The organism is Kineococcus siccus (assembly GCF_009906795.1).
GTDB classification, from domain to species: Bacteria; Actinomycetota; Actinomycetes; order Actinomycetales; family Kineococcaceae; genus Kineococcus; species Kineococcus siccus.
Genome location: NZ_JAAALN010000192.1, coordinates 1 through 8400 on the forward strand (window position 1 = coordinate 1; position 8400 = coordinate 8400).

At 75.2% G+C, this 8400-nt stretch carries 9 protein-coding genes and 1 pseudogene; 5 read left to right on the forward strand and 5 right to left on the reverse strand.

The annotated features are described in order from the left end of the window. The first annotated feature begins 64 nt into the window (after positions 1-64). The 3 genes from GTR02_RS17305 (at position 65) to GTR02_RS17315 (ending at position 3290) form a co-directional block, all read left to right on the forward strand. Positions 65-922 (forward strand): carbohydrate ABC transporter permease, encoded by an 858-nt coding sequence (locus tag GTR02_RS17305; RefSeq protein WP_166608739.1) that lies wholly within the window; start codon positions 65-67, stop codon positions 920-922. A gap of 68 nt (positions 923-990) precedes the next feature. Then, positions 991-1800 (forward strand): carbohydrate ABC transporter permease, encoded by an 810-nt coding sequence (locus tag GTR02_RS17310; protein WP_420814743.1) that lies wholly within the window; start codon positions 991-993, stop codon positions 1798-1800. After that, the gene (locus GTR02_RS17315) at positions 1797-3290 is read left to right on the forward strand and encodes a mannitol dehydrogenase family protein (protein WP_166608733.1); all 1494 of its coding nucleotides are present in this window, start codon (positions 1797-1799) and stop codon (positions 3288-3290) included. Before GTR02_RS17310 ends, GTR02_RS17315 begins: the two co-directional genes overlap by 4 nt. A gap of 31 nt (positions 3291-3321) precedes the next feature. Here the strand turns inward: GTR02_RS17315 and GTR02_RS24960 are convergent, their stop codons facing one another. Further along, complete coding sequence (locus tag GTR02_RS24960; RefSeq protein ID WP_205709504.1) at positions 3322-3447, reverse strand: AraC family transcriptional regulator; 126 nt, start codon at positions 3445-3447, stop codon at positions 3322-3324. A gap of 304 nt (positions 3448-3751) precedes the next feature. Next, a pseudogene (locus GTR02_RS24965) lies at positions 3752-4066 on the reverse strand (DUF6597 domain-containing transcriptional factor); the annotation flags it as partial. 37 nt (positions 4067-4103) lie between these two features. Between GTR02_RS24965 and GTR02_RS17325 the strand changes: the two are divergent. After that, entirely contained in the window at positions 4104-4709 is a 606-nt protein-coding gene (locus tag GTR02_RS17325; protein WP_166608734.1) for a TIGR03086 family metal-binding protein, read from the forward strand. Between the two features lie 51 nt (positions 4710-4760). Next, a complete protein-coding gene (locus GTR02_RS17330; RefSeq protein WP_166608735.1) occupies positions 4761-5828 on the forward strand; it encodes a hypothetical protein in 1068 nt (355 codons plus the stop codon). A 4-nt stretch (positions 5829-5832) separates the two neighbouring features. On the opposite strand, the gene GTR02_RS17335 is transcribed toward GTR02_RS17330, so the two are convergent. The 3 genes from GTR02_RS17335 to GTR02_RS17345 form a co-directional block, all read right to left on the reverse strand. Continuing rightward, entirely contained in the window at positions 5833-6738 is a 906-nt protein-coding gene (locus GTR02_RS17335) for a glycerophosphodiester phosphodiesterase (RefSeq protein ID WP_166608736.1), read from the reverse strand. Between the two features lie 350 nt (positions 6739-7088). Beyond that, the gene (locus GTR02_RS24640; protein ID WP_166608737.1) at positions 7089-7907 is read right to left on the reverse strand and encodes an Fpg/Nei family DNA glycosylase; all 819 of its coding nucleotides are present in this window, start codon (positions 7905-7907) and stop codon (positions 7089-7091) included. Between the two features lie 62 nt (positions 7908-7969). Further along, positions 7970-8400, reverse strand: a 431-nt coding sequence (locus GTR02_RS17345; RefSeq protein WP_166608738.1) for a GNAT family N-acetyltransferase, incomplete at its 5' end; no start/stop codon positions are given.

Sequence of the window (8400 nt, forward strand, 5' to 3'; positions counted from 1 at the left end):
GCCCCCGGGCAAGCCGGTCGGGTCGGCCCGCAAGACGGCCGACTGGGCCCGCCGGGCCCCCCTCCTGCCGGCCCTGATCTTCACGATCGTGGTCACGCAGCTCCCGTTCGTGGTGACGATCGTCATCTCGTTCATGGACTGGAACTCGCTGCGACCGACCGAGCGCGGCTTCGCGGGCGTCAGCAACTACGTCGAGGTCTTCACCGACGCCAACCTGCGCGCGTCGGTGTGGAACACGCTCGTCATGACGGTGACGGTCGTCCTCGTCAGCCTCGTGCTGGGCCTGCTGATCGCGCTGCTGCTGGACCGCAAGTTCTTCGGCCGCGGTGCGGTGCGCACCATGATGATCGCCCCCTTCCTCGTCGTGCCGATCGCCGCGGCCCTGCTCTGGAAGCACGCGTTGTTCAACCCGAGCTACGGCCTGTTCAACGGCCTGCTCACCACGATCTGGCGGGTGTTCGGCAGCGACAACCCGCCCCAGCCCGACTGGCTGAGCACCGCACCGAAGATCGCCATCGAGGCCGCGCTGATCTGGCAGTGGACCCCGTTCATGATGCTGATCCTGCTGGCCGGCCTGCAGTCCAAGCCCGGCGACGCCGTCGAGGCGGCCCGCATGGACGGGGCCAGCTCGTGGCAGATCTTCCGCTACCTGACCTTCCCGCACCTGCGCCAGTACCTGGAGCTCGGGGGCCTGCTCGGGTCGATCTACATCGTCCAGAACTTCGACGCCGTGTTCACGATCACCTCGGGTGGGCTCGGCACGGCGAACCTGCCGTACACGATCTACCAGACGTTCTTCTCGGCTCACGAGTACGGTCTGGCCTCCGCGATGGGCATCGTGGTCGTCGCCGGCACCATCGTCATCGCGACCTTCGCCTTGCGCGTGGTGTCGTCCATGTTCAAGGAGGAGGTCTCCCGATGAGCACCGCCACCACGCCCGCCCGCACCGCCCGGGTCGCGACCACGCGCCGGGAGCGCCGCGCCCGTTCGATGCAGCCCGCCAAGCCGCTGTGGAGCTTCCTCGCGTGGGTCGTGGGCCTGCTCTTCGTGGCCCCCGTGCTGTGGATGGTCCTCACCTCCCTGCACTCCGAGACCGACGCCGCGACCAACCCGCCGTCGATCGCCGCGGGCCTCACCCTGGACGGCTACCGCTCGTTCCTGGCGGCCGACCCGGTGGCGCCGCTGCTCAACTCGGCGATGGCCTCGATCATCTCCACCCTGATCGTGCTCTGCCTGGCCATCCCCGCCGCCTACGCGCTGTCCATCCGCCCGGTCGAGAAGTGGACGGACGTGATGTTCTTCTTCCTCTCGACCAAGTTCCTGCCCATCGTCGCGGGGCTGCTGCCGCTGTACCTGTTCGCGCAGAACACCGGACTGCTGGACAACATCTGGCTGCTCGTCCTGCTCTACACGGCCATGAACCTGCCGATCGCGGTGTGGATGATGCGCTCCTTCCTCGCCGAGGTGCCGGTCGACATCCTCGAGGCCGCCTCCATCGACGGCGCGGGGCTGCTGCGCACGTTGGCCACCGTGGTCGCCCCCGTGGCGATGCCCGGCATCGCGGCCACCGCGCTGATCTGCTTCATCTTCAGCTGGAACGAGCTGCTGCTGGCCCGCACCCTGACGGCCACGGTGGCGGGCACGTCGCCGGTCTTCCTGACGAGCTTCGTCACGAGCCAGGGCCTGTTCCTCGCCCAGCTGTGCGCCGCGGCCACGGCCGTCTCGCTGCCCGTGCTCGTGGCCGGTTTCGCGGCGCAGGACAAGCTGGTGCAGGGCCTGTCCCTCGGAGCCGTCAAGTGACCTCGACGACCTCGGCCACCCCGCTGTCGCCGGAGAACCTGGCCGTCATCGGCGAGACCGTCCCGGTCCCGGGCTACGACCGCAGCGCGGTGACGCCCGGCATCGTGCACCTGGGCGTCGGCGGCTTCCACCGCGCCCACCAGGCCATGTACCTGGACCGCCTGATGAACGACGGCAAGGCGCTGGACTGGGGCATCCGCGGCATCGGCGTGCTGCCGCACGACGCGCGCATCACGGAGGTGCTGCAGGCGCAGGGCGGCCTGTACACGCTGGTGCTCAAGGCCCCCGACGGCAGCCGGGAACCCCGGGTCGTCGGGTCCGTCCTCGACGTCACCCTGGCGCCGGAGGACCCGGACGCCGCGATCGAGGTGATGGCCGACGAGCGCATCCGCATCGTGTCCCTCACCGTCACCGAGGGCGGCTACAACATCCACGCGGTCACGGGCGAGTTCGACGCGCAGGCGCCCGACGTGGTCGCCGACCTCGCCGACGGCGCGCTGCCGCGCACGTCGTTCGGCCTCGTCACCGAGGCCCTGCGCCGGCGCCGCGACCGCGGCGTCCCCGCGTTCACGATCATGTCGTGCGACAACATCCAGGGCAACGGGCACGTGGCGCACCAGGTGTTCGTCGGGTTCGCCACGCTGAAGGACCCCGAGCTGGGGGCCTGGATCGACCAGCACGTGACGTTCCCGAACTCGATGGTCGACCGCATCACGCCCGGCACGACCGACGCCGACCGCGCCGAGGTGCGCGACGCCTTCGGCGTCGAGGACGGCTGGCCCGTGGTCTGCGAGCCGTTCACCCAGTGGGTCCTGGAGGACCGCTTCGTCCAGGGCCGCCCGCCCTACGAGGACGCCGGTGTGCAGGTCGTCGGGGACGTCGAGCCGTACGAGCTCATGAAGCTGCGCCTGCTCAACGCCGGTCACCAGGCGCTGTGCTACCTCGGCCACCTCGCCGGGTACCGGCTCGTGCACGAGGTCGCGCAGGACCCGCTCTTCGCGGAGTTCCTGCTCGCCTACATGGAGCGGGAGGGCACGCCGACGCTGGCGCCCGTGCCGGGCATCGACCTCGACGCCTACCGCCACGAGCTCATCACGCGGTTCTCCAACGGGGAGGTCCGCGACACCGTCGCGCGGCTGTGCGCCGAGAGCTCCGACCGGATCCCCAAGTGGCTGCTGCCCGTGGTTCGCCACCAGCTCGCGACGGGCGGGGAGTTCCACCGCGCGGCCGCGGTCGTGGCCGCCTGGGCCCGCTACGCGGAGGGCGTGGACGAGCACGGGCAGCCCATCGAGGTCCAGGACCGGCTCGCGGCGCAGCTCACCGCCGCGGCGCGCCGCCAGGCCGAGGACCCGACCGCGTTCATCGCCGACCGCACGCTGTTCGGCGACCTGGTCGACGACGAGCGGTTCGTGGCGGAGTACACGACGACGCTCGCGTCCCTGCACGCCAAAGGCACCCGCGCGACCCTGCGGGACGTCGTCGCCCGCTGAGCCCGCGCCCGGGCCGCCGGCGGAGGCGTCCTCAGTCGTCGGCGACCGGGGCGAACCGGGCCGCGAACTGCCCCGGCGTCATGCCCGTCACGCGGGTGGGGTCGCGGTGGAAGTGGGGCTGGTCGGCGTAGCCGAGGTCCGCGGCGACGTCGCCCAGGCGGACGGGTGAGCTCCGCGCACACCTGGGCGACGCGGGTCACGTCGCTGCGCGAGCGCACGAAGTCGACGACGGCGTCCACGAGCCGGCCCTCCTCGTCCACCGGCAGGTACGGGCGCAGCACGTCGCCGTAGGCGGCCACCGCGCGCCGGTGGGCCGCCACCGACCGCGGGTCCGCCGCCATCGCCGCACGCACGCTCCGCACCAGCCCGACCGCCGCGTCGTCCCCCAGCACCTCGCCCAGGGGCACGGAGCGGTCCGTGAACGCGGCCACCTCGCGGCGCACGAGGAGGTGACCGGCCGCCGGCCGCAGCAGCACGCCGACGGCCCACCCCTCGCCCGTGAGCACGGTGGTCGACGCCCCCGAGGAGACGCCGTAGAACCGGGCGTGGTCGGGCGTGACGACCAGCAGGCAGGCCGGGTGCTGCAGGACCCGCTGCGGCGCGTCGCACCCCGGCGGCACCGACCAGTCGGGGATCCAGAACCGGTCGACGAGCGGCGCGAGGTCCTCGTCGGGCAGGTAGCGGTGCATCGTGTGCGACGCGTCGCCGGGTTCGCGCAGGTGGGCGCGCTCCACGGCGTCGACCGGGAGTCGCGTGGCACGGGTGTCGGGTTCCATCAAGAGCGAGTCCGCCGGGTGCGGCTACGCTCCCGGCATGAACAGCACCCTCCTCCGGTACCGCTCGGCCGCCGACCCGCTCGCGGCGGTGCTGGACGCCGTCGCACCCGGCGCCTGGTCAAGCTCCTCGCCCTGCGCGGGGTGGAGCGCGGCCGACGTCGTCGCCCACGTCCTCACGACGCAGCGGGAGTTCCTCGCCCCGCACGGCGTGGACCTGGGCCCGGTGCCGGACGTGCCGGCCGACCCGGCCGCGGCGTTCCGCGCGCACGCCGGGCGCGTCGAGGCCGCGCTGGGCGAGGACGCGCTGCCCGCCACCGGCTTCGACGGGTACTTCGGGCCGACCACGGTCGGCGAGACCCTCGTCCGGTTCTACGTCTGGGACCTGCTGGTCCACCGCTGGGACGTCGCCACGGCCACCGGCGTCGGGACCGCGTTCACCGACGAGGAGCTGGACCGGGTCGAGGAGGGCATCGCGGGGTTCGGCGACGCGCTGCACGCCGACGGCGTCTGCGGGCCGGCCGTGGCCGTCCCGGCGGACGCCGACCGGAGCACGCGGGTGCTGGCCGAGCTCGGGCGACGGGCCGAACTCGGGCGACGGGCCGGGGCGGGCCCTGCCGCGGGCGGCGGGCGCGACGTAGGCTGACGCCCGTCGCGACGACGCGACGACGCCGACCCGATCGGAGGCGCTGCGACGATGCAGGGGCTGCTGGGAACGTTGTCGATGCTGGAGGCGGACGCCGACCCGGCCGCGCGGGTGGCCGGGTTCTTCGACACCGTGCGGCGCCGGGAGAGCGATCTCGCGGGGGTCCTGCGGGCGACGGCGGCTCTCGCGCAGTGCGTCGTCGGCCTCGACGACCCGCGGGCGGGGACGTCCCTGCGGGTGGCACCCGACGGGCGCCTGCTGGCCCCGCGCGCGGGCCACGACGGACCCCGGGTGTGGCTGGAGCGCGATCCCGCCGGCCCGCTCGACGCCCTCCTCCTGCAGCACCTGGCGCGGGCCGTGGAGCACCGCCGCTCCGCCCGGCACCGCAGCGCGGACGTCGGCGTCCCCGGCGAGGGGCCTCCCGCGGAGCAGGCGCTCGCGCAGGTCGTCCTGTCGTCCGCGGCCGACGACGGCGAGCGGGCCCGCGCCGCCCTGCAGCTCGGGCTGCGCGCGGACGCCGGCGTGCAGGTCGTGGCCGTCGCGGGCGGCGGGGCCGCGGACCTCGTGACGCGCGTCGCGGAGCGGGTGGACGCCGTCCGGTGGGCGCAAGTGGGGGGCGTCGACGCCCTGCTGCTGCAGGGCGGGCTGCTGCGGCCCGGCGACCTCGTGGGCGAGGCCACCACCGCGGGCACGCGGACGGTCCCGACCACGGCCGCGGCCGCCCTGGCCTGGCCGCAGGCGCGCGTGGCGCTGCGCTTCGCCGCCGCGGGGCTGCACGGCACGAGCGACGACCGCCTGGTGTCGCACGAGGAGCTGGGCGCGCTGGCCGCGCTCGCGACCGTCCCGGGCGACGTCGCGCGCAGCCTGCCGGACGTGCGGGCGCTGGGTGAGCTCGGCGGCCGTCCCGGGGGGCGCGGGCTGCTCGCGACGCTGGCCGCGGTGTGCCGCACCCGATCGCACCGTGCCGCGGCCGTGCAGCTGCACCTGCACCACTCCTCGATCGCGGGCCGCCTCGCCCACGCCGAGCGCGCTCTGGGTTTCACGCTCGACGGGGACCACGCCATCACGCGGGCGCAGACGGCCCTGCTGCTGCACCACCTGCACGCGGCGCCGGGCTGAGAACTCAGACGGTGGTGGGGGTCGCCGGAGGGGCGCTGCGGCGCAGCAGCTCTGCGGGCGACGGGTGCGACCGGCCGCCCTGGACGACGGCGCGCCGCGTCAGCGTCTCGCGGTCCTCCGCGGGCAGGTCCTGCGTCATGCGCAGCTCCCGGCAGTCGAGGTAGCCGCGCAGCCGGGCCGGGTCGTTGGTGATGATGCCGTCCACCCCCGAGCGCAGGACCTCGGCCCACAGCAGGGGTTCGTCGACCGTCCACGTGAACACCTGGACCCCGGCCTCGTGGAAGGCGCCGACCACCTCGGGCGTCGCGACGACCGCCGCCACGTGGGGGTTGCAGGCCATGACGCCGAGGTCCGCGGCCAGGGCCTTGGCCTGCGCGGCGGGGTCCTCCTCGGGGCGCAGCACGAGGAGCGCGCGGCGCACGTCGGGCGCCCACTCCTTCAGGGCCGCGACGGTGGAGCGGTCGAAGCTCTGCAGCACGCAGCGGTCGGCGATGCCCGAGTCCGCGACGATCAGGGCGGCCACGGCGACGGACGCCGGCGCCCAGCGGCCCTTGAACTCGATCAGGAGGCCCGCGCCGGGGTGGTCGGCCGTGAGCCGCAGCACCTCGGCGAGCGTCGGGACCCGCTGACCGGCGAAGGCCCCGGAGAACCAGGTGCCCGCGTCGACGTGGGACAGCTCCGTCGTGGAGACGTCGCCCACGGCCCGGTTCACGCCGGTCGTCGCGTCGAGGGTGTGGTCGTGGACGACGACGGGAACCCCGTCGGCGGACAGGTGGACGTCGAGCTCGAGCAGGTCCGCGCCGGCGCGGAGCGCGGCCTCGAACGCCGCCAGGGTGTTCTCCGGAGCGACCGCCGAGTAGCCGCGGTGGGCGATGACGAGCGGACCGCGACGGGCCGTGGCCGGCGTCATGCGTCCGCGCCGTCCGCCATGCGGGCCTCCTGGGCCATCACCGGGTCGCTGCTCGCGAGCCCTCTCCCCGCACCATCGGAGCCCCGGACCGCGACCTTGACCGCCGACCGGGGTCGGATGCGCGGGCGCCTGCTCCCGGTCCCCGGGAGGGGCGGCGCGACGCGTGGCGGCGGGGTCGTCATCCCGGCCCCTGGGGCCGTCGAGGACTGCACGTGAACGACAGTAGGTCGCCCGCGCCGCGGAACGCGGCTGCAGCGCGACCCGGCCGGCAGAGGTCATCGAGAGTTCACCGGCCCGCACCGCCGGGAGGCCGGGCGCCACCCGGCGTTCACCCCGGGGCGGCCCGCGCCTCAGGAGGCCGGCAGCGGTGGCTGGCAGCGCGGGCACCACCACGTGCGGCGTCGCTCCGCGTCTCCCGGGACCTCCGCGACGACCTGGATCGTCGTGCCGCAGCGCAGGCAGGGCTGCCCGGCCCGGCCGGACACCCAGTGCTGCCGCCCCGGCCGGGTGTCGCCCGTCGTGACCTGGTGGGCGCGCGGCGTGTCCACCGAGTGGCGCAGCATCCGCACGGCCAGCTCGACGGCCCGGCGCAGGTCTACGGAGCCGGCCGGCCGCCAGGGGTCCAGCCCGCGCAGGAAGCAGAGCTCGTTGACCCAGAGGTTGCCCAGGCCGGCGAGGTTGCGCTGGTCCAGCAGCGCCGCCGCGATGCCCCGGTCCGGCTGCGCGGCCAGGCGGGCGACGGCCCCGTCGACGTGGGGGTGGGGGTCGAGCAGGTCGGGGCCGAGGTGGCCGACGACCGAGTGCTCCTGCGCCGTGGGCAGCAGCTCGACCACGGGCATCCGCAGCGCGGCCGCGGTGGGGCCCGGGGCCTCGCCCACCGTCGTGCTGAGCAGGATCCGCACGTCCGGCACCACGCGCCGCGGCAGCTGCTTGCCGGGCGCGAGGACGGTCCACTCGCCGTCCATCCGCAGGTGGGTGTGCAGGGTCGTCCCCCCGGCGAACCGGGTGAGGAGGTGCTTGCCGCGGGCCTCGGTGCCGAGGACCGCGAGCCCCGACAGGTCCGCGGTGGCGTGCTGCGGGACGCGGAAGTCGCTGCGCCGCACGACAGCCCCGCGCAGGCGGGCGTCGAGCGTGCGCGCGACCTTCAGGACGCTGTCACCCTCGGGCACGGGTCCGCCTCACGCGCGGGCGCTCCCGGACCGGCCGGGCCGGCCCTCCGCCGGTCGCTGCGTCACGCCCCCAGCGTGCCCCACGGCCCGCGCCACCGCCCGGCCGAGGACCCGCACCCGTCGGGACCGGTGCCGCGAGGCGCCGGCGCCGCGAGGACCCGGCGCATCGCGACGCGCGGCCAGGCGTCGAGCCCCGAGTCCGCCTCGTGCCGCCGCAGGGCGCGCAGCTGGGGCCCCTGCTCGTGCGGCCGCAGGATGCGGAAGCCCAGCCGGGAGTAGAGCGGCGCGTTCCACGGCACGTCGGCGTAGGTCGTCAGCGTCAGCGCGCCGAGGCCGTGACCGAGGGCCCACGTCGCGGCGCTCGCGAGCAGCGCCCGGCCGAGGCCGCGGCGCCCGTGGGCCGGGTGGACGCTGACCTGCTCGACGTGCCCGGCGCCGTCGACCACGTCGAGCAGCAGGTAGCCGGCCGCCCGGCCGTCGCCCCCCTCCGCCA

What these genes read in the sequence shown, in the direction of transcription:
- GTR02_RS17310 (WP_420814743.1), top strand. Translation starts at nt 991, where the DNA reads ATGCAGCCCGCCAAGCCGCTGTGGAGCTTCCTCGCGTGGGTCGTGGGC.
- GTR02_RS17325 (WP_166608734.1), top strand. Translation starts at nt 4,104, where the DNA reads ATGAACAGCACCCTCCTCCGGTACCGCTCGGCCGCCGACCCGCTCGCG.
- GTR02_RS17330 (WP_166608735.1), top strand. Translation starts at nt 4,761, where the DNA reads ATGCAGGGGCTGCTGGGAACGTTGTCGATGCTGGAGGCGGACGCCGAC.
- GTR02_RS17335 (WP_166608736.1), bottom strand. Translation starts at nt 6,738, where the DNA reads ATGACGCCGGCCACGGCCCGTCGCGGTCCGCTCGTCATCGCCCACCGC.